Below are 21223 nucleotides of genomic sequence, written 5' to 3'. Positions count from 1 at the left end.
CAGGGATGAGAACCTGTTCGAAGAAGGTGTGGCCGGCGTTGCGAGGCCGCGCCCGCCAGCGCCGAGACCGCCATGCTCCCCCGCGCTCCTCGAGCAGGGGGTACCCCCAGGGGAGGCCCGGGGCCGAAGGGAGTCGCATCATGACCGGCGAACTGCACGGCAAGAGGGTTGCCCTCCTCGCCACCGACGGCGTGGAACGCGTCGAACTGGAGCAGCCGCGCGGCGCCTTGCACGGCGCCGGGGCGCGTACCGAGGTGGTCTCGCTGCACACCGGGGAGATCAACGCCCGCCAGATGGACATCGACCCGGCAGGCACCTTCTCGGTGGACAGGACGGTCGCCGACGCGTCCGCCGACGACTACGACGCGCTGGTGCTGCCCGGCGGCGCGATGAACCCCGACCAGCTGCGGACGGATCCTGACGCGGTCGGCTTCGCCCGGGAGTTCATGCGCGCGGGCAAGCCTGTGGCGGCCATCTGCCACGGGCCGTGGACCCTGGCGGAGGCGGACGTGATCCGCGGCCGCCGTCTCACCTCGTGGCCCAGCATCCGCACCGACCTGCGCAATGCGGGAGCCGAGGTGGTCGAGGAGGAGGTCGTCATCGACGGCAACCTCATCACCAGCCGCGGCCCCGACGATCTCCCGGCCTTCTGCTCCGCGCTTGTTGAACTGGTCGCCAAAGAGAGGGCCCCCCAACCGGCCTGACCTGGGGGTGCCCCTACCTGGCGCCCGCGGTCTGCGGGCACGTCGTGCTGGGGGTACCTCCCGGCCGAAGTCCCCCAGCCTCCGGCCGGGAGGTACCCCCCGGGGGGAGCAGTTCCCCGCGCCCTTTACGGGGCGCGTCCCCCTGCGAAGCTGAAGTCACCCGGCGAGGCATGGCGCAGCCGGGTGCGCATGTATGGGGGGAAGCGCGGCGCCGGGACGGTGAGGACCGGGCACGAGGCCCGGGCGAGGACGCGGCGCCGCGTACCGCCGTAGCGGAACAGGCCCAGGCGCCCCACCCGCGTGCCGATGACCAGGCGGTCGTCCCCACGGTCCGCCGTTCTGCACAGCGCACGCCAGGGCCGGTCCCGGACCAGCCGCCGTTCGACCGCGACGACTCCGGGCGGATCGCCCCCGAACGCCTCGTCGAACGCGCGGTCCAGCCGTGCCTCGGCCTCCCGGCGCCAGTTCTCCGCCCACACCCGGTCGGGCCGCAGCATGTACCCCGTCTCACCCTCCGGCGGTTCCCAGGCGAGCACCGCCAGCAGCGGGCACCCGCTGGTCCGCGCTTCACGCGCCGCTGCCCGCAGCGCAGCCAGACTGGCGAGGGATCCACTGACACCGACGATCAGCCGCCCCTCGCGGGCTGCGCCGTCGTTCCCGCCCGGCGTCGCCCCCCTACCTCCGGTGGCGCCACCACTGCCTCTCATCGCTCCCCCTTCCACGGGTTCCACTTCGGCGCGGTCCGCCCAACGACCGCCGTGAAAGGCAGTTTGGCGCTGATTGGACTGCTGCGACAGAGCCAATGCGCAGCAATTGGCCTGCCGTGGACCCTGGCCCTCTCAGGCCACCGGGGCGCCGATCGGCTCGGCGGGGAAGTCGGGCAGCGCTAGATCCCCGAGCCCGAGCAGCTCACCGGCTGGGAGTTCGTCAAGGACCTGGCCTCCCGGACCGAGGGCACCGCGGATGCGCCCCGTCAGAGGCGCGGGGAACTGCGCGAGCAGCCACAGCGGACCCGCAGACCGCGGACATCGGGCAGGGGCACCCCCTCACCGGAACGACGGAGCGGTGGCGCGAGCAACCACCACCAGCGCAGCCTCCTCAGCCGGCGGAAAGCCGAGCCGGTTGAAGGCCATATGGACGTGGTGCAGCAACAGTTCGACGCGGGAGACGGGGACATGGGACGCGGCGCAGTGGTCCAGGGACGCGGCCACCACTTCCGCGTGGGCTGCCAGCCTGCCGTGCACGCGGCCCCGCGGCCACGGCGCTGCCCGTACGCCGGACGCCAGGGTGCGCAGCCGGTCCCGCATCTCGTCCGCCGGGAGGACCATCCGCAGCCGGGCCAGCCAGTGGCGCCGGTGCGCCGTCCAGAACGCGTCCCGCTCCTCGGGCGCCAGACAGGACGCCACCAGCATGCCGGTGAGGTCCACGGCAGCCGCGGCCCGCTCGTAGGCGGCCGGGAGCGCCACCAGTCGGGTCTCGGCCAGCATCGCGCAGCAGTCGGTGAAGACCTCCTCGGCCGACCGGATGCCCACCGCGCCGCCGTACTTGGCCAGTTCGGGCGCGTAGGGGGCAGGGCCCACCCCGGTGGGCTGGTGCCGGGGAGCCATGGTGGGCTCGGCGGGCAGCAGACCGCCGCCGGGCTCGTCCGGCTCCTCGGGCAGGGCCGACATCAGCGCGCGCAGCTCCGGGACACAGGCGTGCAGCACGTCGGCCTGTTCGGGGGTGCAGCGGATGCGCAGCCGCAGATGGTGGCCGGTCGCGTCCCAGTAGCGCAGGAAGTGCCAGGCGGGCGCCTCCAGTTCGGCCGCGCGCCCTGCCAGCCACGGCAGCGCCGCGCGGACTCCCGCATCCATGCGTGCGGGTCCGCCGGGATAGGCCCGTACGTACCACCAGTCCGTTGCCGCGTCAGGGGCTACGTCAGGGGCTGGTTCAGGAGCCGCGTCAGGGGCCGCGTCGGTGGTCTCCTGCGGCGCTTCCCGGGCGGGGACCGAGGTCGCGGTCACCGGTTCTCCTTCCCGTGGGTGCCGGTCTCGGTGCCGGCCCAGTGCAGCAGCACGGCGTGCTCGGCGGCGCGCCGTTCGCCGTCCGCGTCGCGCAGCGGGTGCTGGTCGTGTGCGGGCAGCGCCTCGACCAGCCGTACATGGCCGGTCCCGGGGGTGATCCAGTGGGCCAGGACGTCCAGCGAGACGGCCGAGTCCAGCCGGATCCACAGCGGTTTCCGGTCGTGGTCCGGGCTCATCCCGCCCGCGGCGGCGGGCAGCAGATAGGCGAACAGTTCGCGCGGCATGCCGTGCGAACGGCGGAACGCGTCCGCTGCCGCGACGGCCTCGGCGTCGCTGCCGGACTCCGGGGAGGGAAGCGGGAGCCGGTCCACCGGAACGATCCACGACGCCCGCCGGGTCACCACGTGGCCCTCGTCGCCCAGCGTCTGCCGCTCCAGCGCGAGCACCCGTCCGGGGTCGCGGGGCAGCTGGAAGGACATCCGGTAGTCCGACAGCAGCGAGCCGTTGACCCATGGGTCGGCCAACACGGCAAGGAACCGGGCGAACTTGGGGAACAGATGCGTGGGCACCAGCCCGGTGTAGGCGGCGGCCAGCGGCAGCCCGTCCGGCGCCAGCAGCGTGAGGGTGTCCTGGTGCGGGTCGTGGACCAGGCGGGTCGCGCTCAGCGCGAGGGCGCCGGGCGCCTCCAGCTCCCCGGGGAGGGTGAGCGGGGGCAGCAGACCGGCGGACTGGGCCTGCGCGGTGCTGCACTCGGTCCACAGCACCAGCTCGTGGTGGTGCGCGGCATACGGCCAGCAGCGGCGTACGTGGGTGCGGAGCGCCTCCGCGAAACCGTCGCCCAGCAGCCCTTTGAAGCGGGTGAGCAGGCCGCCCGTACCGGGGTTGAACTGGTTGACGACCATGCGGGGGCCGCCCGCTGCCTGCACATGCTGGAACAGCACGGCAGCCGAGGGAGGCGCGCTGCTCGGGCCGACCGGGAGCCAGGCCCGCTCCCCCGGGTCCTCACGCGCGGCGAGGTCGAGCTGCACGGCCCGCTCCAGCTCCGGGTCGCGGTCGGTCTCGGCGCCGCAGCGCATGGCGAAACCGAGCACGTCGTCGCAGCTGCCGCCCCTCCCGTACACGGCGACGAACCGGCGCACCAACTCGTCGTACAGGTGCGAGCGGAACAGCCGGGGGCGGATCCGGGCGCCGAGGCGGCGCAGGTCGGCCGCCGTCTCCTCGTCCTCCAGCACGGGCGGCAGCCGCAGTTCGGTGACGGCGTCCTCGTACCAGACCTCGGTGGGCTCGAACCGGTCCCAGCCCGCGGCCCGCGCCCATCCCTGCCCCAGCTCCCGGACGCGCGCGACGGCACCGGCACGCTGCCGGGGGCCGTCCGGTGCTGCGCCGACGGGTGCCGCCAGCCGCTCCCGCTCGGTGGCCAGATCGCGCAACTGCCGTACGACTGTGAGGTCGTCGTCCCTCGCACCTTCCGTCAGTGCCAGCAGAACCGACACCGCGTCCTCGCCACGCCGCCACGGAGCGACGGGTGCCAGGACACCGCTGTCGAGCATCCGCAGGAAGCGGCGGAACGGGTCCGCGCCGCCGAGTGCGCGCAGCGCCGCCTCGTGGGAAAGCGTCCCGTCGTCCTCGTCGCAGGCCGCAGCCAGTGTGCGGGCCCACCCGGCCGCCGGGCCCGCCTCCACCACATGGTCGAGGCGCCAGGTGACGCCGCCGGTGGCGATGTACTCGGGATACAGCAGCAACTCCCCCGTTGTGGGCGAGGGACGGTAGCGCAGCAGCGGTGCCGTGTGCGGTGAGCGGGCGAGGGCGTAGAGCGCGGTGAAGGCGACCGTGGCGGACACCTGTTGCGCAGCGTGGCCGTCGTGGGCCCGGCCAGGTACGCCGACCGTGGTCAGCCGGGCGAAGGGGCTGGTTTTGGCGGCGGCGCGGGTGGTGTACGAGTACAGCGTCCGCATGGCGCGCTGCCGTTTGCGGGTCTTGTGGTGCTTGCCGGCGCTGCCGTAGCGCACCCAGTCGGGCGTGGCCAGCGCGAGGGAGTGCGCGAAGGCCGGGTCTTCCAGCGCCGCGGCCAGGGTGTCCTCCGCGGCGGCACGGTCCCGTGCGACCTCCTTGTCCAGCTCCGCAGCCACCGCCTGCGCGGCGGCGGTCAGCTCCTGCCAGCGGTGCAGCGCGGCGCGCGCTCCCTCGTCGGCGTACTCCGCGATCCGTGCCCCGGTCCGCTCGTCCCAGCCCGGCGGCGCCGCACGGTGCGCGGCGCGGCGGGCCGCCAGGACGGCACGGCGCAGTTCGCGCGCATCGTCCAGCAGCGGTACGAGGGCGTAGAGAACGTCCTCCACCCGGGGCCGCAGCTCCTCCAGCGCGCCGCTCAGCTCCGCGTGCCGGTCCAGGAGTTCGGCGGTGCGGGCGCCGGGGCGGGGACAGCAGGCGGCGGGCAGCCCGGCGACGCGGGTCAGCTCGGGGGTGCCCAGCCGGACGGGGGTCTGCGGCACCGTGGCTGTCACCGGCCCCACATCCCCTGGACGCTGCCGTACGAGAACGCCGTACCGACCACCGCCACGTAAGCGAGCACCAGTATGTACAGCGTGCACAGCGCCCCGTAGGCCAGGTACAGCCTGCGTGCGGCGGGTGTCATGGCGGCCAGGTGCGAGGGCAGCGGGCGGCGCAGCAGTGTGTGTTTGAGCAGCCCGAAGGCGCGGCCACGGGCGTCGACGGTGCCCATACCGGCCTCCAGCGCGGCGTAACCGTCACTGGGCAGCAGCGGGTTGAGGTTGGTGATGACGCTGAAGACCTGGAAGAGCAGCATCGTCGCGGCAACGGTCGCCACGGTGCCGTCCGCCATGGTGGCGACCAGCGCGGTGACCCCGGCGACCCAGCCGTCGTTGACGGGACCGGCCAGCGCGAGGACGACTCTGCTGCTGCGGGAGCGCAGCCGGTAGGCGTCCGTACGGTCGACGTACGCCAGCGGCATGAAGTAGAAGAGCAGCGCGAACCCGAAGCCCCGCACAGGCACCTTCAGGATCTGCGCAACCATCGCGTGCGCCGCCTCGTGCAGCACGATCTGGCCGAGGAAGAGGACGAGCGCGATCAGCGTCGTCCAGTGTGCGAGCTTCGGATCGGCGGAGGGCCCCGCCAGCACCGCCCACACGGCGAGGGCGGTGCCCAGCACGCCGCCCACGATGTGGCCGCCCGCCAGCGCGCCGCCGGGCACCTTGCGCAGCACGGCCGCGAGGGGTTCCAGCAGCCGGGGCAGCAGCGTACGGCTGACGACGAAGCGCGGCATCATCTGGTTGCGCTTGCCGCGCCGCCCCGCGTTCTTGGCCCGCTGCGGGGTGGGCGAGCCGTCCAGCAGGCCGCTGTCGTAGAGGTTCTTCACGAAGCGGTCCAGCTCGGTGCGGGCCGCCTCGGGGGTCTTGGTGCCGCGCGCCGCCATCAGGCCGGCGATGTCGTCGAGCGACTGGGATCCGTCGAGCCGCTGGACGAGGCCCATGGCCGAGCGGCTGAGCCGGTGGTAGATACCGGATGACGCGTCGTACAGCAGCGGGTGGTCGTCCATCCCGCGAATGACTTCGAGTCCCTCGCGGAGCTTCGGTCGGGTAAGGGTCTCCATGAACAACTCCCTGGTGGCGGCCGGTGCGCGGGCCACGTCGTAGCCTGAGCGTGCTCGCGGGTCGCATCCGCGAGCACCCGGTTCCGGGGCGCTTCGCCCGCTCCGGAACCGGGGTCTCACCTCACGGCGCGGTCCGGTGTTCGCATGTCACCAGGCCGCTGGGCGGAACAGTGCTCGTTCCGTCTGGTCAGCCACCGTTGGAGGAGAGGCAGCCGAACGTTCCCGCACTTCCGACCGGGCAGCTGCCGCAGGCCGCTGTGCCGGCGCAGGCGTAGGTGGTGAACGGGCTGTCCGACTCGGGCAGGGCCTCCATTTCGAGGTCCTCGGCCCACAGTTCGAGGTCGATGGTGTGGTCCATGTGTTGTCTCCTTTCTGAGAGATTCGCTGTGGTGCGGTGCTCTTACTGATCAGCCCATGCTGGAGCCTGTCGATGCGGTACCAGCCGTGCTCCCGGGGCAGGATGCGGAACCCGCACAACCGAAAGTGCCCCAAGTGCCCAGCGCGGTGCCCTCGCTCAGTTCCTCGACCACCAGGTCGTCTTCGAACGCTTCGACGAACAGGTCGAGGTCGTCACTGTGCTGCATGTCTCATCTCCTTTCTCGCGAATCGACTGCCGGTTGCCCCGACCGCGTCAGACGTCGGCTCTCATCAGCCGATGCAGGACGCGCTGCCGACGGTGGCCGCCGACGAACCGGGGCAGGACGCCGTTGAGGCCGAGCCCGCGCAGGCGAAGCAGCCGCCGGGCGCATTGCCGTCCGGGAGCTCCTCGACGGAGAGGTCCTGATCCTCGATGTAGAGGTCGAGCTCCAGGTTGTCCATGGACTCCATGGGTGTACCTCCTTCTGGTTGGTTACGAACCGGTGCGATCAGCCGTAGGTCGAGGCGCTGGAGGCGCTCGACGCGCTGGTCGCCGGGCAGGACGCCGTGCTGGCGCTGGTGGCGCTGGAGAGGCTCGCCAGGGCGTTGCCCTCGGGCAGCTCCTCCAGGGCCAGCTCGTCCTCGGCCACGGCGTACAGGTCGATGATGTCTTCCACTGCGAATCACTTCCTTTCGTTGTTCGGTGCGGATGGGTGGTGCATCCGACGGCGCGTGCCGGGGGCTCGTGGCCGGCCCGGGGCGCGCCTCGGACGATCAGGGGGCGGCGGATTCGCCGCCGGGCGGGGCCGCAGGTGGGTAGCCGAGTGCGAGCGCGAACACCTGCTGGCGGCTGGTGCCGTCGGTGCGCAGCGGCGTCCGGACGGCGGCGGGGATGAACCCGGCGAACGCCGAACCGGTCAGCCCGTGCGAGACGCCGGCCAGCCACATGGTGTGGACGGCCGCGCCGGTCCGGGTCAGCAGTGTCCGGTAGCCGTGGCCGCCGTCGCGCGCCTCGGCCGTCCGCAGATCCACGGCGACGGAGACGATCGCCGGCGCGTCACCGAACTCGGCCTGCAGGGTGAGGGAGCGGCGCTGCTCGGGCGGCGGCAGCTCCATCACCGGGCGGGCGGTGCGGGTGAGCCCGTCGAAGTGGTGCACAGCGGGTGCCAGACCGGTCACGCGGAAGGCCACGACGGTGATCTCCAGCGGTGTGTACGGCTGTTCGTCCGGCCACTCCTCGACGTCCGCTTCGACGCCCTCGCCGATGATGTCGGCGAGCAGCGGCGCAGGCAGCGGCTCGGGGGACCAGACGCGGTTGGCGCGGCGTGTCTGGAGGGTGGCCGCCAGGTCGAGCCGGGGCGCTCCGGGGTCGGGTTCCTGGCCCACTTCGACAGCCGGACCCAGCGGTGCCGGTGGAGCCGCGCGCCAGGGTGCCGCCTCCGTACGCGGGCTCGCGGGCGCGGACGCGAAGGAGTCGACGAGCTGGAAGGCGAGGTCGTCAGGGGCGATCACAGCGGCCTCCCGAGGTCGGTGACGGCGGTGACGGGCTCGACGCGCGGGTCGACACCGAGCGCCCCGGTGACCGCCCGCTCGTCCCAGCGCCGCACCGGTGTGCGGGGCAGTCCGAGGGTGCGGCAGACGCGGCGCAGGGTGGCCTGGGCGCAGCCTGCGTCGAGCAGCGTCACCCGCAGTGCGAAGGAGTGGTACTTCTTGGCGACCTTGCCGAGGTTGCCGGTCAGCACCAGCGTGGCCGGGCCCCGTCCCGGTATCCCGTCGAGCACGGCGGTGCCCGGCGCGAGGAGGGCCAGCCGGTGGCCGCCGGGCACATAGCCGTAGATGCCCGGCTCCAGTCCGTTCGCATCGCGTACGGCCACGTGGGCGAGGACGGAGCCGATGTTGCCGCCGCTGGGTGTCCACCGGCGCAGGAAGTCCGGGTCGCCGAGGCGAATGCCCGCAACGGTGGCCAGGACGAGCGAGAGGGTGTCCAGGTCGACGGCGGCGTCCCGGGCGGGTTCCTCATGGCCGTACGGCTGCCCGGCCAGGCGTGCGGTGTCCGGGGGCGGCAGGTCGATCGGCGGGCAGACGGGCCAGGTCTTCTCCTGGCGCTGGAGGGCCAGGTTGGAGGGCTTGTAGTGCTGCTGGTGGCCCTTGAGGTCCAGGTACTCGTGCGGCGGGAAGCCGATGAACGCCTCGTAGCGCGCGGCCAGCGGCGCCGGTTCGGGAGCCTCATGGCCCTCGGGAGCGGGCGCGGAGGCCGAACAGGTGGGGCAGCCGGGGCGGGTGGCGCCGCTGTGCCGCCGCTGCTTGAGGTCGTCCAGCGCGACGGTGCGCCACTGGTTGGGGTAGGGCGACGGTACGGAGCGGGAGAGGAAGCCGAACAGATCGTGCGCCGCGAGCGCTGCGGTGAGCGCTGCCGGCTCCTCGTCGGTCTCCGTACCGTCCGCGGTCCGGACGAGAGCCTCCTCCGTACCCGCCTCCTCCGTACCCGCCTCCTCCGCCAACAGGCAGTCCAGGCACGGTGTGTAGCGGGGATGGACGAACGGGCCCAGGCGGGCGCGCCCGTTGAAGACGGCCACCCGCACCAGCGGAATGTTCCGCTCCCGGCAGTCGGCGGCGACGGCGGACAGTTCGCCGGGCGGCAGGTCGGCGGTGACGGCCAGCGTGGTGCCCGCGGGCGGTACGCCCTCCGTTCCCGCCAGGCGGATCACCTCGGCGGACGGCGCCAGCTCCTCCGCCAGCGCCGAGGCCGTGGGCCCGGTGCCGAAGACGGCGACCCGTGCCGTGGCCAGCCGCAGCGCGCCCTGCTCCCAGCAGCTGTTGGCGCCGGTGGAGTCGCCCATCCGGGAGAGGTAGTCGGCGAGTTCGGCGGCGAGCGCGGCCCCGGCGTCGGCCTGCTCTCCGCCGGGCGGCGGGCTGTCCTCGATGACCCCGCACATCCACAGCAGCGAGAGGGCCTTGAAGACGGCGCGGGGCGCCATGCCCAACTCCTCCGCGAGAGCCGCGCAGTCCTTGCCGCCGTCCAGCAGCGGCAGCAGCCGGGGCAGCAGTGCGGTGGCGGCCTTGCCGCGGAACACCTGGGGGCTGGGCAGCCCTTCGACGACCAGGCCCTCGCTGACCGGGTGGACCGCCACGCCGCGGCGGAGCCTGGGCAGCGCCGGTACGGACAGCTGCGGGTCGCGGAGCGCGGCGGCTCCGGTCTGTTCGGCGGTGAGTACGTCCCCGTTCGGCATGGTGCTCAGCTCCCCACCGGTGCGGCGGTGGTCAGCCGCTCGAAGGTCCGCCACGAGGTGTCCTCGCCACCACCGCGCGCCGGGCGGCAGCGCGGGCACTGGTCGACGGCGACGACGTGGTGGCGGGCCGTCCTGCCGTCGGCGAGGTTGACGGAGCGCACCCGGGAGGCACCTGCGGCCTCGCCCTCCTGCTCGTCGAAGAGATCGTGCACGGCGGCGCGAGCCAGCGCGACGGCCATGCCGATGTGGTGCGGCGCATAGCCGGTGACCCGCACATCGTCCGATGTGTGCGCGGCTTTGGTCTCCCGGCTGTGCTGCCCGCGCGCCTCGCGGGGGACGGGTGCGCGGTCGTGCTGGGCGCGGCGCCGGGTGAAGCAGCGGTGGCAGGCGCCGGCGCCGGGCCGTACGGCAGGTCCGCAGCGCAGCTCGGTGGGCTCCAGCTCGATCGGGAACCAGGGCACGCGCCAGACGTACGCGGAGGACTCGACCGCCTCGGCCAGCACCGGCCTGGGGTGGTCGGTGACCAGCACCAGCAGATCGCTGACCGGCCAGAAGCTGGGGTGGCTGCCCTCGTCGACGCCCATGACGACGGCGCCGGTGTACGTTTTGGCCAGCCGCTCGGTGACGGCGTGCCCGAAGGAGCCCGCCGCGAGAAACAACGGTCTGCGGGGACCGGTCGTTCCGGTGTGCATCGCTTCTCCTGCCCAGGTGGTGTGGTGGATGTGCACGGGTGCCGCGCTGTGCGTGGGTGGCGCCGGTGCGCCATGGGCGGTAGGTCAGGCAAACGGCTGCGGGAGCTGGGTGATCTCGTCCTCGTCCAGCACCGGATGGCCCATCGCGCGCGGTGCCTCGTACAGCCGCGGATGGCCGAGGTAGCGGGCCCGGTGCACGAAGGAGAGGGGCATCAGCTGGGGCACCACCACTCGGACGACGGTGGCGCCGACCTGGCGGGCCTCGTCGGTGGTCAGATCGACGGCGACGACTTCGCAGCCCCGCGCGTGCAGCCGCTCCAGCAGCCAGCCCAGGACGGTGCGTGAGTCGGTGGCGGCGGGGCGGGGCAGCGCGGCCAGCGGCCGTTCCTCCCGCTCGCCGTCCAGGAGGAACGAGAAGCGGTCGCGGGCCGCGAGGGGCCCGGCTTGAGCCGCACCTCCGACGACGTCGACCAGCTTCTCGCCGCTCTCCGCCGACGTGCTCGCCTTGTTCGCCGAGTTGGTGATGTGGTGGCGCAGCGCGATGCGCAGCGACGCGGCCTCGCGGTAGAGCTTGGCAACGGCGTCGCCGGGGTCCGGATCGCAGGTTGCAGCGACGATCTGCGCCAGTTCGGGGTCGTTGTCGGCGAGCTGGACGCCGTAGATCACCGGGATGCCGAGGTCGGTGGTGGCGTCGTAGAGCTGGGTGCGGACGTGCGGGTTGGCGGCGCGCTCGATGAACTGACGCTGCCGCTCCGTGAGTTGTTCCGAATCCACCGTCAGCCGGGGCAGTCGTAGCCGCTGCAGCCAGGTCAGGGCGATCGAGTCGCGCTCGACCACCTCCAGCAGCCCGTTGACGACGGCCGCCGTCACATCGGTATGGACGGCGCAGCCGGTGGAGACGGGGTGGCTGATGCGCTCGCCCAGGGCCTCGGGCGGGTTCTTCAGCCACACATGCACCGCGGGCACCCACACCGGTCGCTGTCGGGTGAACGACCAGCCGCGCACCCAGCGCATGGGCGCGTCCGGATCGGGGCCGACCAGCCCGTGTCCGCCCGCCGCGAGTTCGGCGGCCGACAGCTTGGGCCAGGCGTCCAGCGGCACGGCCTCGTCGCCGAGTTCGCCGGCCGTCGCCCAGCGGTAGCGGCCCGAGTCCCGGGCGCAGGAGGAGTAGCGCTCCAGCGACTCGGCGACCGCCAGCAACGCGGCGCGCTCGGGCGACAGATCACCGCCGGCCCCGTCGAAGTTGCCTTGCTCGGCCCCCATGTTCCAGTCCTCGTGCCCGGTCAGCACGTGTACGGGGTCGCCGAGGGAGGCGGTGAAGATGGGGAAGTCCGGGTCGCCGGGGCTGCCGGCGAGGCGTACGGCGCCGCTGACGAGGCCGTAGGGCGAGAGGAGATCGCCCATCCGGCGCAGTGAGGCGGGCGGCGTCGCGGTGGCGGCGTCCGCGGGGGCCTCAGCACTGTGCGGCGTGGTGGTCACGGTCATCAGTTCCTCTTCTCCGTGTCCCAGCGGAAGGCGCGGACAGCCGCGACGGTCAACAGGGCGGCGCTGCCTGCGATCAGCAGCCAGTCGAGCCACTGCGCATGCCGGGTGACACCGCCGGTGACGTCGTGCCGCAGTGCGTCGCCCAGCAACGCGACGGGGTTCCAGGACAGGACATCCGCGACCCCGTCGGGCATCAGCTCCAGCGGGAAGAGCACGCCGGAGGCCATCAGCAGCAGGGGGGTGAGCAGTCCGGAGATCGCGTTGGTCAGCTCCGGCGAGCGCAGTGTGCCGCCGAGCAGGAAGCCCACGGCCATCAACAGCCACATGCCGAGCGCTGTCGTCAGCAGCATGGTCAGCCCGGACAGTGGCGTCAGCAGGCCCAGCACCGTGGCGACGGCCCCCGCGACGGCGAGCAGCGCCAGGCCGAGCGCGCCGCGCGCCGGCAGCAGCGAGGTGAGGATGGCCTGCGGCCGGGCCGGTGTGGTACGCAGCAGCCGCAGCGTGCCGTTGGCACGGAGCGACACCAGCGTGCCTGCGGTGGCGCTCAGGGCGAGCGACATCAGCGCGAAGACCAGGACGCCGGGCAGCACGAACGGCATCGGTTCGAACGGCGGGCTGCCGTCGGTGCCCACGGCGTCGACGTTCCGCCCGTCCCAGCCGGTCTGCGGCAGCGCGTCGCGCAACGCGGAGACGACCGAGGGGCTTTCCGGATCGATGACCACCTTCAGGCTGTCGCCGTCGGCGGACGGTGCCGCCACCGCTTCCGTGCCCTCGGGCGCACCGCGCGGCGAGCTGACGGCGGTGACCTTGGAGCCGTCGCCGAGCGCGTCCTGCAGCTGGGCCGCCTGGCTGCTGCTGCCCACCACCGCGATCTTGTACGGGCCGCCGGCCCAGGTGAGCTGCATGATGGTGACGAAGAGCCCGGCGAGCAGGACCGGGAAGACGACGCTGAAGAACAGCGCCATCGGATCGCGGACCAGCTCCTTGGTCATGCCCCTGGCCAGCGCCTTGAACTGGCCTTGCGGGACTGCCCCTTCGGGACCCTCGGGGTTGTCGGGGACGGGGGTGCGTGCCGCGGTGCCGGTGCGGGTCGGGCTCGTGTCGATCGTGCTCACTCCTCGCTCCCCTCGTCGGGGTCGGTGGCCCGGGTGCCGGTCGCGGCCAGGAACGCGTCCTCCAGCGTCGGGCGGTGGATGCGTACGTCCACTCCGGGCGCGCGTTCCTCGAGCCAGGCGACGGCCCGCTCGGGCCGCTCGGCGGCCACGGTGAACCGCGAGGTGCTCCCGGGGTCCGCCTGCACCGCGTCCGTGCCGAACTCCTCGCGCGCTGCCCCTATCAGGTCCTCCTGGGCCGACCGGACGGTGACGGTGCTGCCGTGGGTGAGGCTCCGCACGATCTGCGCCGGGGTTCCGGAGGTGCGCAGCCGGCCCTCGTGGAGGACGGCCAGCCGGTCGCACATCTCCTCGGCCTCCTCCATCGCGTGGGTGCTCAGCAGGAAGGTGGTGCCGCCGGCGCGGGCTCGGTTGATGACGGCCCAGGCGTCGCGGCGGGCGTGCGGGTCGAGCCCCGTGGTGGGCTCGTCGAGGACGACGAGCGGGGTGTTGCCGACCAACGCGGTGGCGAGCAGCAGCCGTTGCTGCTGGCCGCCGGAGAGCTTGGCGGCCCTGGTGCGGGCCTTCTCGGCGAGGCCCAGTTCCTCGATGAGCTCCGGTACCGGACGCGGGTCGGGGTAGAGCGAGGCCCACATGTGCAGCGTCTCGTCCACCTGGAGACGGGGGAAGAGGCTGGTCTTCTGCGGCTGGAGGGAGAGCGCGCTGCCCAGCCAGCCGCTCCGCCGGCCCGGCTCCACGCGCCTGCCGAGGACGGAGACCCGGCCGCCGGCGGGCCGCAGCAGTCCGGTGACGGCCGCGATGGTGCTCGTTTTGCCTGCGCCGTTGCGGCCGAGCAGACCGAATATCTCGCCGCGCCCTACGGTGAACTCCACGTTGTTCACTGCCGTGAAATCCCCATAGCGGACCGTGAGTTCGCTGACCGCGAGAGCGAGTGACGCCTCGTCTTCGGCGACTTCGCCATCCGAACGTTCGCTGCGTTCTTGAAGATTAAACATTTGGCGCTGCATCCCCACGTCCCGCGCAATAGTTGACACGTTCTGCGCTGTGCGTCATGCCGACTGGTCGGAGGTGATCACGAGCAATGTTGACCGCTCGGCGGAACGCCGGGCAAGGGGCGTTCGGAGAGACCGAATACGGGAACTACATCCCCTGGACCAAGAGTTGGGCAAAGATCCAACCTGCTACTCGCCAGTCTCCTTGTGCCGCCTGAGACTTGAGGGAATAGTAACGAGCCGACCAGGCGGATACCGCGGGGGACCGACCACCCACGTCCGGGCACCACAACAAGTGCTCTATGTCCGTTACACACCGAGTTTGCATGATTTGCTATACGGGGAGACTCAGTGAATGATCGGATGCTTCGCGCGTTCGTGACGTGTGCGCGAACAGGAAGTGTGACCAGGACCGCCACCGAATTGGGCTACTCGGCCGCCAGCATCAGCGACCAGATCCGCCAACTCGAAGTACACACACGGCAACCGCTGTTCCTGCGTACACCGGGGGGCATGAGCCTGACAGAAGCGGGTAGGCGCATGGTCCCAGTAGCGCACGACATTCTCTCGCGGATGGATCTGCTCTGCCACTGCGAAGCAATGCCCGAGTATGGCCGACGCCGCCGCGGCAACCAGGCGGCGCCACGACAAGAGGTGTACGCCGTACGACGCACCGCGTAATACCTCCGCAATAGCGGGAATATTCGCGAGCGAAAACACGAAAGGCGCTACACAGGTAACGGAAAGGCAACACGAAGGCGGGGAGCGATGGGCGAAGCATCGCTCCCCGCACTTCTGTTCGCACCGGCCGGACGGCGGCCGGCGACTAATCGAGGGGTTCCGCCGACGGGCTCATCTCCAGGCCCCGGGCAATCGCCTGCAAGCCTGCGCAGTGTTCCTCGAAGACCTTTCTGCCCTCCCCGGTGGCCTTCAGCCAGGTGCGGGGCCGCTTGCCGAAGTACCCCTTCTCGACCTCGACCAGCCCCGCCTCCTCCAGCGCGGCGGACTGCTTGGAGAGCGCCGAGTCGCTGACCTCGACCACGTCCCGGACGAACCGGAACTCCAGCCGCTCGGCCGAGGCCAGCGCCGCCATGACCGAGAACCGCACCGGGGACTGGAGCAGCGGCTCCAGCCGGTGCCGCGGGTGCCGGGCGCTGCTCACCGCGCGCCCGCTCTGCGCACCAGCAGCGCCGCGCCCAGGGTCCACACCGCGAGTACGGCCAGCGAGGCCGACCACCACAACAGCGGCGCGCCCCCGCTCCAGACCGAGCCGACGACGACCGCGGCCACGTACAGCCCGGTCCAGCCGACGGTGAAGACGACGTGGAAGCGGCCGAAGTCGCGGGTGACGACAGGGCGGGTTCCCGCATACGCCATGGCAAGCGCGCCGATCAAAGCGCCGGCCGCGTGGAGCGTCATGGCCACAGCGGGCTCGGTGCGGGCCGCCGCGGCGCCGCAGAGCAGCAGCACGGTGTAGCCGAGAAAGCCGAGCAGATACCGCGCGTACCAGTCGGCGTGCGCTCTCCGTCCCGTCCGCTGCACCGCCTCCCGCCGCTCCAGCGCGGCCCGTGCCTCCGCAGCTTCCATGACATGCCCTCCCCGTGCAGTCGGCCACTCAAGTTCTTTCAGACTAGACATCTACTTTCCAAGTTGGCAAGTCCCCCTGCGCGCAGGTCTGTCCAGGCCGTTGCACCGACGGCGACGAGGAGCCGGCGACGACAACCACGAACGCCGCGGCGGCAGTTCGCCGAGGACGCCCGCCGGAGGGCAGCAGCGCGGCGGAAAACGACGGAGGGGCCGGCCATGGCCGCTCCCCAAAGCGCTCCCATGACCGGCCCCTCCCCCGCCCCCCGTTGCCTCGGTGCCGCGGCCTGCCGATGAACGGCACCCCCTGCCGGTGCACGGCACCGAGGCTCCCCCCGGATTCCCCCGTTCTCCCCCCTCGGCAAGCATTTTGGTTCCCGCACGCCCCACCGCGCATTGCCGGAGCCGGGCAGAGTTCTCTAGGGTCTGCGTGCCGGGCGGCGTCAAGGAACCGTCAGCAGAGCATCAGGAGAGCGGAGATACGGGTGAATGGCGCTTCAGGCATACCGGAGGCGTACCTGGACGGATATGTCGTCCTCCTGACCGAGGTCTGTGCGACCGGCCGACGCCTGAAGCGGGACGAGCTGGAGCGCAGACGGGAGTTGGGGGAGCGTGCGGCCGACGCCGGGTACGGACTGCGCGATCTGGTCAGCGCCCACCTGACGGCGGCCCGTACCGCCTGGCCCTCTCTGCCGGGCGATCCCGACAGCCTGCTGGCGGTGACGCACCAGGTGATCGACGCGGTGGCCGAGGGCTACGAGCGCGCCCAGCGGCAGGCGGTGCGCCAGGAGGAGGCCACCCGGCGGGAGTTCATCGACGACCTGCTGCACGGGCGCAGCGATCTGGGCCGACTGGCGGAGCGCGCCGAGCGGTTCGGGCTGCGGCTCTCGCACTCCCATGCGGTGGCCGTCGCGCACGGCCCGGCCGCGTACGACGAGGGCCATCAGGTCGCCCAGCAGATCGAACGGGCGCTCATCGCCCGCTTTCGCGACCGCGGCATCCTGCTGACCACCAAGGACGGCCGGGTGCTCTGCGTCGCGCCGGGTGACCAGCCGGAGGTGCTCACCTACTTCGCGAAGCAGTGCTACGCGGCGATGGACGGCGGTCAGGTGGCGATCGGACGCGTCCAGCCGGGGCCGGGCGGCGTGGTGCAGTCGTACGAGGAAGCCGTGAGCGTCCTCGACCTCGGTGAGCGGCTGGAGTTGAGCGAACCGGTGCTCCATGCCGCGGATCTGCTCGTCTATCCCGTGCTGACCCGCGACCGGCAGGCCATGGCCGACCTCGTACAGGCGACCCTGGGCCCGCTCACCGCGGCGCGCGGCGGGGCCGAGCCGCTGCTGGAGACGCTCACCGCCTACTTCGACTCGGGCTGCGTGGCGGCGGAGGCGGCCCGGCGGCTCTCGCTCAGCGTGCGCGCCTTCACCTACCGGCTGGAGCGCATCCACCAGCTGACCGGGGCCGGCCCCACCGACCCCGCCCACCGCTACAAGCTCCAGACCGCGGTGATCGGCGCCCGGCTGCTCGGCTGGCCCGGCACACCGCTGGGCACAGGATGACGGCCGGTAACGTTCTGTCCATGAGCACACACACCTCACCCGGGGCCGCCTCCGACGAGCCGGGGTTCTGGGAGGAGCGCCGCACCTGCTTCCTCACCACACCGCGGCCGGACGGCACCCCGCACCTGGTCCCGGTCGGGGTGACCTACGACCCAGGGACGCGGATCGCCCGGGTGATCAGCAGCCGCTCCAGCAAGAAGGTGCGCAACGTGCTGGCCGCCGGGCCCGCCGGGGTGCGTGTCGCGGTGAGCCAGGCGGAGGGGCGGCGCTGGTGCACGCTGGAGGGCCTGGCCGTGGTCCGGGAGGACGCGGAGTCGGTGGCGGACGCCGAGGAGCGCTACGCCCGGCGCTACAAGCCGCCCCGGCCCAACCCGGAACGGGTCGTCATCGAGATCGCCGTCACCCGCGCGCTGGGCACCGCGAAGCCCCCAGGCTGGTGACCCGGTCCGCCGGAGCGCCGTTCACCCCCAGACCGCCCGGGCCATCGTGACCCCCGCGTAGGCGGCGCCGAGTCCGGCCGCCAGGCTCGCGGCCATATTGAGGAGCGCGTACCGGGCCGCGCCCTGCTCAGCGAGCCGCAGTGTCTCGTACGAGAACGTCGAGTACGTGCTCAGCGCCCCGCACAGCCCGGTGCCCAGGAGCAGTTGGACGTTCGAGGAAGCAGCCCCCTCGAGCGCCGCGCCGGTGAGCAGGCCCAGCAGCAGACAGGCGGTGACGTTCACCAGGAACGTGCCCCAAGGGAAGAGCGCATCGTGCCGGGCCTGGACGGCCCGGTCGGTCAGATAGCGCAGCGGCGCGCCGACGGCGGCCCCGGAGATCACGAGCAGCCAGTTCACGCGCCCGCCCCGCCCCCGGCAGTCTCGCCGCCGGCCGCCGCATCGCGGCCCTGCGAGGCGTCGCGGGCCGGGAAGTGGACGGCCTCCACCTCGTCCAGCAGCACCAGGCCCCCGCGGGTCAGCTCCTCCAGCTCGGGGAGAAAGGCCCGGATGCGAGGGGCCTCGTCCACGATGACGACGGCGACCGGCAGCTCCTCGCTCAGCGACAGCAGCCGGGTGGTGTGCACCATCGAGGAGGCGCCGAAGCCCTCGACGCCCCGGAAGACGCTGGCGCCCGCGAGCCCGGCGACATGTGCCCGGTGCACGATCTCGGCGTACGCGGGACGGTGGTGGAACCGATCGTTCTCCCTGAGCAGCACCGTCAGCCGCAGCGCGTTGCCGTGGGCCCGCGCGAGCTCCTGTTCGGTGTCCGTCATCGCCGCCTCCCTTCGATCAGGCGGCGGGTGACCGCCGCCGTGAGCCAGACCGCCGCCATCGCGCCCAGCAGCGTCAGTCCGAGGTAGCCCAGCGCGGTGCCGGGCTCGTGCGCGTCCAGCAGCTGCTGGATGTCCACCGCGTACGTCGAGAAGGTGGTGAAGCCGCCCAGCACGCCGGTCCCGAAGAACGGCCGCACCAGCCGGTGAGCAGCCCATACGTCGGTGATCAGCACCATGAACACCCCGATGACGGCGCATCCGGCCACATTCACCAGCAGGGTGGTCCAGGGGAAGGCTCCGTGCGGGGTGGGCCACAGCAGCGCGGCGCCGTAGCGGGCGCAGGCCCCGAGTACACCGCCGAGGGCCACCACCGCGACGACCGGGCCCTGGCCGCGCAGCACCGCCGCCCGACGCGGGGACCGCGGCGGTTCTCGCCGTGGCCGCACGGGGCGCCGTGATATCTCCTCCACGCCTGTCTCCTACTCGCCGGGCGCCCACAGGCGCGCGCCATCGCAAGCAGGGACCGTTGGCGGCAGCGTTGCCACGGTTCGTGTACGGCGAGCCCCACCGCCGCGCGGGACCCAGCGGGTCGCCGTGCCCCCAGATTAACGCCGGTCCCAAGGGCCCCGCACCCCCGGCGGCGGGCGTGAGCCCGGCGCCGGGGCCGGCCTGGATCTGCCCCTGCGCAGCGGCGGAACCGGAGGATTGGGCCGATCTTCATGTTCGACCCTCTTGCGCGTGTTCGAAAATCTGGCAGGCTCCCCCCGTCCCATGCCAACACGGGGCGCACTCGGGGGAGTTGACACCGGGGGTGTCCCGTGCCATCGAGAGGACCCCCCATGCGTGCTTCTCACGCTCCTCTGGCCGCCGCCCTCGGCACCGCAGCACTGCTGGTGCTGTCGGCGCAGGCACCGGCCACGGCAATGCCCCTCACCCCCGACTCCGCCGTCACCGCGAACGACGCACCCGCCGACTACTACAAGGACGCCGAGGGCAAGACGGGCCCCGAACTGAAAACGGCGCTGCACGGCATCATCAAGGAATCCGACGCGCTCTCCTACGACCAGGTGTGGGATGCGCTCAAGGCCACCGACAAGGACCCGGACAACCCCTCCAACGTCATCCTCCTCTACACCGGCCGCTCGCAGAGCGCGGACGACAACGGCGGCGGTGCCGAACAGTGGAACCGGGAGCATGTGTGGGCGAAGTCGCACGGTGACTTCGGTACCTCCACAGGCCCCGGCACCGACATCCACCATCTGCGCCCCACCGATGTCTCCGTCAACAGCACCCGCGGCAGCAAGGACTTCGACGCGGGCGGCGAGGAGGTCGGGGAGGCGCCGGGCAACTACACCGACGGTGACTCCTTCGAGCCGCGCGACGAGGTCAAGGGCGATGTGGCCCGCATGATCCTGTACATGGCCGTGCGCTACGAGGGCGATGACGACTTCCCCGACCTGGAGCCCAACGACAAGGTGGACAACGGCTCGGCGCCCGCCCATGGCCGGCTCTCCGTACTGAAGAAGTGGAACGAGCAGGACCCGCCGAGCGCCTTCGAGAAGAACCGGAACGACGTCATATACGACCAGTTCCAGCACAACCGCAACCCGTTCGTCGACCACCCGGAGTGGGTCGACGCGATCTGGTCCTGACCGGATCCGGGGGTGGGGCCGACCGTCGGCCCCACCCCCGGCCAACCCATAGCAAAACGCCCATATCCTGTGACGCTTGTCATCCAACGGCTATGTCACACCCGGCCGAACCGATCTCCGCGCATCCGCATTACCAGCACGGATGTCGCTGTTGGGTGTCAAGCCGCTGTAACGATCTTTACTGCCCCCTAATTGGAGCATTCGGACAGCTGTGCTTACGGTCGCTCCCGCTCGACAGGTTCGCCGCGAACTCGCAGGCGGACAGCCGCGACCGAAGGAAAGAAAGACCATGCTGTTCTCCGGCAAGGGCCGTCACCGTCGTCCCAGCAAGGCCACCCGTATCGCCACCCTGACCGGTGTCGCGGGCGCGGCAGTCGCCCTCCCGCTGGTCTCCGCCACGGGCGCGCAGGCCGCTTCGGTGGACACCTGGGAGAAGGTCGCCCAGTGCGAGTCCTCGGGCAACTGGCAGGCCAACACCGGTAACGGCTACTACGGCGGCCTGCAGTTCAACAACTCCAGCTGGGCCGCGGCAGGCGGCACCAAGTACGCGCCGCGCGCCGACCTGGCCACCAAGGACCAGCAGATCGCCACCGCCGAGAAGCTGCTGAAGATGCAGGGCCCGGGTGCCTGGGCCTGCGCCGGTGCGGGCGGTCTGACCTCCGGCGGCCCCGCGGCCGAGGTGAACCCCGACGGCGGCAACAAGGCCCAGCCGCAGCAGGAGTCGGCGCCCAAGCAGGCGGCTCCGCAGAAGCCGGCCCAGCCGAAGCCCGCCCAGCCGCAGCAGCAGGCCCCCAAGAAGGGCCACGGCAACTACACCGTCAAGCCGGGCGACACCCTCGGCGAGATCGCCGAGGCGCACGACACCACCTGGCGGCAGATCTACGCGGACAACAAGTCCACCATCGGCGGCGACGCCGACCTCATCCTGCCGGGCCAGAAGCTCCAGGTCGGCTGACGCCGCCGAGAGCTTCCCCGCCGGACTGCCGTGGCCCGCGCC

At 72.2% G+C, this 21223-nt stretch carries 25 protein-coding genes; 6 read left to right on the top strand and 19 right to left on the bottom strand.

Annotation, left to right across the window (positions count from 1 at the left end; translation table 11 throughout):
• Positions 1 to 140: 140 nt before the first annotated feature.
• The gene (locus ACTWP9_RS12850; RefSeq protein ID WP_443246204.1) at positions 141 to 704 is read left to right on the top strand and encodes a type 1 glutamine amidotransferase domain-containing protein; all 564 of its coding nucleotides are present in this window, start codon (positions 141 to 143) and stop codon (positions 702 to 704) included.
• A gap of 125 nt (positions 705 to 829) precedes the next feature.
• On the opposite strand, the gene ACTWP9_RS12845 is transcribed toward ACTWP9_RS12850, so the two are convergent.
• The 14 genes from ACTWP9_RS12845 to ACTWP9_RS12780 form a co-directional block, all read right to left on the bottom strand.
• Positions 830 to 1411 (bottom strand): universal stress protein, encoded by a 582-nt coding sequence (locus ACTWP9_RS12845; RefSeq protein ID WP_443246203.1) that lies wholly within the window; start codon positions 1409 to 1411, stop codon positions 830 to 832.
• 339 nt (positions 1412 to 1750) lie between these two features.
• Positions 1751 to 2707 (bottom strand): lantibiotic dehydratase C-terminal domain-containing protein, encoded by a 957-nt coding sequence (locus ACTWP9_RS12840; RefSeq protein WP_443246202.1) that lies wholly within the window; start codon positions 2705 to 2707, stop codon positions 1751 to 1753.
• Positions 2704 to 5208, bottom strand: a complete 2505-nt coding sequence (locus ACTWP9_RS12835) for a hypothetical protein (RefSeq protein WP_443246201.1) — start codon at positions 5206 to 5208, stop codon at positions 2704 to 2706. Before ACTWP9_RS12835 ends, ACTWP9_RS12840 begins: the two co-directional genes overlap by 4 nt.
• Entirely contained in the window at positions 5205 to 6314 is a 1110-nt protein-coding gene (locus tag ACTWP9_RS12830) for a PqqD family peptide modification chaperone (protein WP_443246200.1), read from the bottom strand. Before ACTWP9_RS12830 ends, ACTWP9_RS12835 begins: the two co-directional genes overlap by 4 nt.
• A gap of 187 nt (positions 6315 to 6501) precedes the next feature.
• Complete coding sequence (locus ACTWP9_RS12825; protein WP_443246199.1) at positions 6502 to 6672, bottom strand: thiocillin family RiPP; 171 nt, start codon at positions 6670 to 6672, stop codon at positions 6502 to 6504.
• A gap of 49 nt (positions 6673 to 6721) precedes the next feature.
• The gene (locus tag ACTWP9_RS12820) at positions 6722 to 6898 is read right to left on the bottom strand and encodes a thiocillin family RiPP (RefSeq protein ID WP_443246198.1); all 177 of its coding nucleotides are present in this window, start codon (positions 6896 to 6898) and stop codon (positions 6722 to 6724) included.
• Between the two features lie 64 nt (positions 6899 to 6962).
• Positions 6963 to 7142: a thiocillin family RiPP gene (locus ACTWP9_RS12815; protein WP_443246197.1), complete on the bottom strand. Its 180-nt coding sequence runs from the start codon at positions 7140 to 7142 to the stop codon at positions 6963 to 6965.
• Positions 7143 to 7180: 38 nt separating this feature from the next.
• Complete coding sequence (locus ACTWP9_RS12810; protein ID WP_443246196.1) at positions 7181 to 7348, bottom strand: thiocillin family RiPP; 168 nt, start codon at positions 7346 to 7348, stop codon at positions 7181 to 7183.
• A gap of 97 nt (positions 7349 to 7445) precedes the next feature.
• The gene (locus ACTWP9_RS12805; protein ID WP_443246195.1) at positions 7446 to 8183 is read right to left on the bottom strand and encodes a nitroreductase family protein; all 738 of its coding nucleotides are present in this window, start codon (positions 8181 to 8183) and stop codon (positions 7446 to 7448) included.
• Positions 8180 to 9955 (bottom strand): TOMM precursor leader peptide-binding protein, encoded by a 1776-nt coding sequence (locus ACTWP9_RS12800; RefSeq protein ID WP_443246194.1) that lies wholly within the window; start codon positions 9953 to 9955, stop codon positions 8180 to 8182. The genes ACTWP9_RS12805 and ACTWP9_RS12800 overlap by 4 nt, the downstream gene beginning before the upstream one ends.
• Entirely contained in the window at positions 9907 to 10593 is a 687-nt protein-coding gene (locus ACTWP9_RS12795; protein ID WP_443246193.1) for a TOMM precursor leader peptide-binding protein, read from the bottom strand. Before ACTWP9_RS12795 ends, ACTWP9_RS12800 begins: the two co-directional genes overlap by 49 nt.
• An 84-nt stretch (positions 10594 to 10677) precedes the next feature.
• Entirely contained in the window at positions 10678 to 12078 is a 1401-nt protein-coding gene (locus ACTWP9_RS12790) for a YcaO-like family protein (protein ID WP_443246192.1), read from the bottom strand.
• Positions 12078 to 13193, bottom strand: coding sequence for an ABC transporter permease (locus ACTWP9_RS12785; protein ID WP_443246191.1), 1116 nt, complete (start codon positions 13191 to 13193; stop codon positions 12078 to 12080). The genes ACTWP9_RS12790 and ACTWP9_RS12785 overlap by 1 nt, the downstream gene beginning before the upstream one ends.
• Positions 13190 to 14185 (bottom strand): ABC transporter ATP-binding protein, encoded by a 996-nt coding sequence (locus ACTWP9_RS12780; protein WP_443246190.1) that lies wholly within the window; start codon positions 14183 to 14185, stop codon positions 13190 to 13192. The genes ACTWP9_RS12785 and ACTWP9_RS12780 overlap by 4 nt, the downstream gene beginning before the upstream one ends.
• Positions 14186 to 14545: 360 nt before the next feature.
• Between ACTWP9_RS12780 and ACTWP9_RS12775 the strand changes: the two genes are divergently transcribed.
• Positions 14546 to 14863, top strand: a complete 318-nt coding sequence (locus ACTWP9_RS12775; RefSeq protein ID WP_443246245.1) for a LysR family transcriptional regulator — start codon at positions 14546 to 14548, stop codon at positions 14861 to 14863.
• A gap of 145 nt (positions 14864 to 15008) precedes the next feature.
• Here ACTWP9_RS12775 and ACTWP9_RS12770 read toward each other — a convergent pair whose 3' ends face one another.
• Positions 15009 to 15344, bottom strand: a complete 336-nt coding sequence (locus ACTWP9_RS12770) for a winged helix-turn-helix domain-containing protein (RefSeq protein WP_443246189.1) — start codon at positions 15342 to 15344, stop codon at positions 15009 to 15011.
• Positions 15341 to 15769, bottom strand: a complete 429-nt coding sequence (locus ACTWP9_RS12765) for a hypothetical protein (RefSeq protein WP_443246188.1) — start codon at positions 15767 to 15769, stop codon at positions 15341 to 15343. The genes ACTWP9_RS12770 and ACTWP9_RS12765 overlap by 4 nt, the downstream gene beginning before the upstream one ends.
• A 482-nt stretch (positions 15770 to 16251) precedes the next feature.
• On the opposite strand from ACTWP9_RS12765, the gene ACTWP9_RS12760 reads away from it, so the two are divergent.
• A complete protein-coding gene (locus ACTWP9_RS12760) occupies positions 16252 to 17322 on the top strand; it encodes a PucR family transcriptional regulator (protein ID WP_443246187.1) in 1071 nt (356 codons plus the stop codon).
• Between the two features lie 20 nt (positions 17323 to 17342).
• The gene (locus tag ACTWP9_RS12755) at positions 17343 to 17762 is read left to right on the top strand and encodes a pyridoxamine 5'-phosphate oxidase family protein (RefSeq protein ID WP_443246186.1); all 420 of its coding nucleotides are present in this window, start codon (positions 17343 to 17345) and stop codon (positions 17760 to 17762) included.
• A 21-nt stretch (positions 17763 to 17783) separates the two neighbouring features.
• On the opposite strand, the gene crcB (ACTWP9_RS12750) is transcribed toward ACTWP9_RS12755, so the two are convergent.
• From crcB (ACTWP9_RS12750) to crcB (ACTWP9_RS12740), 3 genes are read right to left on the bottom strand one after another with little or no spacing between them, the layout of a single operon-like run.
• Positions 17784 to 18158, bottom strand: coding sequence for a fluoride efflux transporter CrcB (crcB, locus tag ACTWP9_RS12750; RefSeq protein ID WP_443246185.1), 375 nt, complete (start codon positions 18156 to 18158; stop codon positions 17784 to 17786).
• Positions 18155 to 18574, bottom strand: a complete 420-nt coding sequence (locus tag ACTWP9_RS12745; RefSeq protein ID WP_443246184.1) for a DUF190 domain-containing protein — start codon at positions 18572 to 18574, stop codon at positions 18155 to 18157. Before ACTWP9_RS12745 ends, crcB (ACTWP9_RS12750) begins: the two co-directional genes overlap by 4 nt.
• Positions 18571 to 19020 (bottom strand): fluoride efflux transporter CrcB, encoded by a 450-nt coding sequence (gene crcB, locus ACTWP9_RS12740; protein WP_443246244.1) that lies wholly within the window; start codon positions 19018 to 19020, stop codon positions 18571 to 18573. The genes ACTWP9_RS12745 and crcB (ACTWP9_RS12740) overlap by 4 nt, the downstream gene beginning before the upstream one ends.
• A gap of 393 nt (positions 19021 to 19413) precedes the next feature.
• On the opposite strand from crcB (ACTWP9_RS12740), the gene ACTWP9_RS12735 reads away from it, so the two are divergent.
• Both ACTWP9_RS12735 and ACTWP9_RS12730 read left to right on the top strand, forming a co-directional pair.
• A complete protein-coding gene (locus tag ACTWP9_RS12735) occupies positions 19414 to 20226 on the top strand; it encodes an endonuclease I family protein (RefSeq protein WP_443246183.1) in 813 nt (270 codons plus the stop codon).
• 289 nt (positions 20227 to 20515) lie between these two features.
• Positions 20516 to 21181 (top strand): LysM peptidoglycan-binding domain-containing protein, encoded by a 666-nt coding sequence (locus ACTWP9_RS12730; protein ID WP_443246182.1) that lies wholly within the window; start codon positions 20516 to 20518, stop codon positions 21179 to 21181.
• The last annotated feature ends 42 nt before the right edge of the window (positions 21182 to 21223 follow it).

The sequence above is a fragment of the Streptomyces sp. 3N207 genome, from assembly GCF_052246355.1.
In the GTDB taxonomy this organism is placed as follows: Bacteria; Actinomycetota; Actinomycetes; order Streptomycetales; family Streptomycetaceae; genus Streptomyces.
The sequence above is the reverse complement of the archived record's forward strand: the minus strand, read 5'-3'. Positions and strand labels throughout refer to the sequence as shown.

Bases quoted from the DNA above. Each gene is read 5' to 3' on its own strand.
- ACTWP9_RS12745 (WP_443246184.1), bottom strand. From the start codon at position 18,574: ATGACGGACACCGAACAGGAGCTCGCGCGGGCCCACGGCAACGCGCTG.
- ACTWP9_RS12795 (WP_443246193.1), bottom strand. From the start codon at position 10,593: ATGCACACCGGAACGACCGGTCCCCGCAGACCGTTGTTTCTCGCGGCG.
- ACTWP9_RS12735 (WP_443246183.1), top strand. From the start codon at position 19,414: ATGCGTGCTTCTCACGCTCCTCTGGCCGCCGCCCTCGGCACCGCAGCA.
- ACTWP9_RS12845 (WP_443246203.1), bottom strand. From the start codon at position 1,411: ATGAGAGGCAGTGGTGGCGCCACCGGAGGTAGGGGGGCGACGCCGGGC.
- ACTWP9_RS12815 (WP_443246197.1), bottom strand. From the start codon at position 7,142: ATGGAGTCCATGGACAACCTGGAGCTCGACCTCTACATCGAGGATCAG.
- ACTWP9_RS12755 (WP_443246186.1), top strand. From the start codon at position 17,343: ATGAGCACACACACCTCACCCGGGGCCGCCTCCGACGAGCCGGGGTTC.
- ACTWP9_RS12730 (WP_443246182.1), top strand. From the start codon at position 20,516: ATGCTGTTCTCCGGCAAGGGCCGTCACCGTCGTCCCAGCAAGGCCACC.
- ACTWP9_RS12775 (WP_443246245.1), top strand. From the start codon at position 14,546: ATGCTTCGCGCGTTCGTGACGTGTGCGCGAACAGGAAGTGTGACCAGG.
- ACTWP9_RS12765 (WP_443246188.1), bottom strand. From the start codon at position 15,769: ATGGAAGCTGCGGAGGCACGGGCCGCGCTGGAGCGGCGGGAGGCGGTG.
- ACTWP9_RS12780 (WP_443246190.1), bottom strand. From the start codon at position 14,185: ATGTTTAATCTTCAAGAACGCAGCGAACGTTCGGATGGCGAAGTCGCC.
- ACTWP9_RS12850 (WP_443246204.1), top strand. From the start codon at position 141: ATGACCGGCGAACTGCACGGCAAGAGGGTTGCCCTCCTCGCCACCGAC.
- ACTWP9_RS12830 (WP_443246200.1), bottom strand. From the start codon at position 6,314: ATGGAGACCCTTACCCGACCGAAGCTCCGCGAGGGACTCGAAGTCATT.
- ACTWP9_RS12820 (WP_443246198.1), bottom strand. From the start codon at position 6,898: ATGCAGCACAGTGACGACCTCGACCTGTTCGTCGAAGCGTTCGAAGAC.
- ACTWP9_RS12790 (WP_443246192.1), bottom strand. From the start codon at position 12,078: ATGACCGTGACCACCACGCCGCACAGTGCTGAGGCCCCCGCGGACGCC.
- ACTWP9_RS12825 (WP_443246199.1), bottom strand. From the start codon at position 6,672: ATGGACCACACCATCGACCTCGAACTGTGGGCCGAGGACCTCGAAATG.